Annotated in this window: 1 protein-coding gene; it reads right to left on the reverse strand. The window is 49.8% G+C overall.

What is annotated here, in order from left to right:
- Positions 1-572: 572 nt before the first annotated feature.
- Positions 573-734 carry a hypothetical protein gene (locus ABH945_RS36070; protein WP_429253884.1) on the reverse strand — a complete coding sequence of 54 codons (162 nt, stop codon included), beginning with the start codon at positions 732-734 and terminating at the stop codon, positions 573-575.
- Between the last annotated feature and the right edge of the window lie 590 nt (positions 735-1324).

A 1324-nucleotide genomic window follows, 5' to 3' on the forward strand; every position in this document is an offset into this window, starting at 1 on the left:
GTTCATGATTTCACTTCCGATAAGTTAAATAATTAATCAGTTATGCGAATAATGTGGGCGTCATGTTCCTGTACACGCTCTGATGAGTCTTCGCTGCAAATGGGACGGTTGGTTCATTGACGCGCTGCCTGGTGCACGCCAGCATCGAGTTAGCTCAATTTCCTGCCACTCTTCCTGTCAATCAGTGCTTTCCTTGCTCTTGACCAAATTCTAGATTTTTGAGATTTCGAGGCGAGTTGACTGGTTATGAATCGCCAAAAATTGCATCTGACTAGTCCGAATGGTGGCTGAAAGGGTGGGTTCGTCGGACGAAAGAAGACGACGTCCATACCAGGCGTTTTAATGGGGCATCGAATGACCATGCTTTGCGTTTGCCGGCATGTTCGACATTCGTCGAACTGGCGCTATCGCAACACAGGCGGCGATTCCACGTGAGCCAGGATGAAGTTTTCGGATGCCTTCGACAATCGCGGTTCGTTGCCGCAGCGAATGGCCAACGAGCCATGGTTGAATCGAGGGGTGAGGGTGTGCGGATGTTCCACACCGAAACGACGTGGACGGCTATTTAGGATTTACACGGTGAGCCGTTTGAAACGCACCATCGTCGTTGCGAGAGCGTGAGCATTTGTCATCGCGCTGCGGAGTGAGTCAGTGAAATAGCTTTCACGAGCGACGCCGATTCGTTCGGTTTTCTGGAATACGACGGCTCCGGAAACATGCTTGGCTGCTTGCATCGGGAGCTCGGTCCCGCCGTGATTGTTACTTCATTAGATGCGCCAGGTCGACCGACGCAGCAATCGCAAATGTGGCTCGTTAGAAAGCTAACCTTGTGGCTGATAGTAAAGGGCCACTTTCGCGATTGGTTTGCGTTTTCAGGCCGCGATTGCTCGTAGCACTGTGGGGATGAGATGGCAGGCGCCTCTCAGCAAAAATGTCGGGCTGCGTGATCTGTCTTCGCCGTGGCATGTCGACATGCCGGTGTCAACCTGTTAGCCAACGTGCGGTATCGCTTGCACTCTCTTCCATATTTTCTGCATTCCTACAAGACAACATCTAATTTCAGACGTGTCTGAACATATTTTTAAGAATTCAAAATTTGTCTTATTTTCCGCAATGCCTGGAACATTGAAAATGTAGTCAAGGCGTGGAGTGAAAGTGGGTCTTCAGACGAATGGCGGTGAATCGAATTTCCCCGCTGCCGGCGCGCTCTGCCAAGCACTCACCGTACCGATTCTAGCGAAGATTTGACCAGTCATTTTTATAGAGCTGGCGTCTATATCATTCGTATACCGAAGTATTAATTGTTTTGAGCATTGGAATGAAT

The organism is Paraburkholderia sp. GAS333 (genome assembly GCF_050435665.1).
In the GTDB taxonomy this organism is placed as follows: domain Bacteria; phylum Pseudomonadota; class Gammaproteobacteria; order Burkholderiales; family Burkholderiaceae; genus Paraburkholderia; species Paraburkholderia fungorum_A.

Excerpts from the sequence above, each read along its gene's own strand:
- ABH945_RS36070 (WP_429253884.1), bottom strand. The coding sequence starts at position 734 with ATGCAAGCAGCCAAGCATGTTTCCGGAGCCGTCGTATTCCAGAAAACC.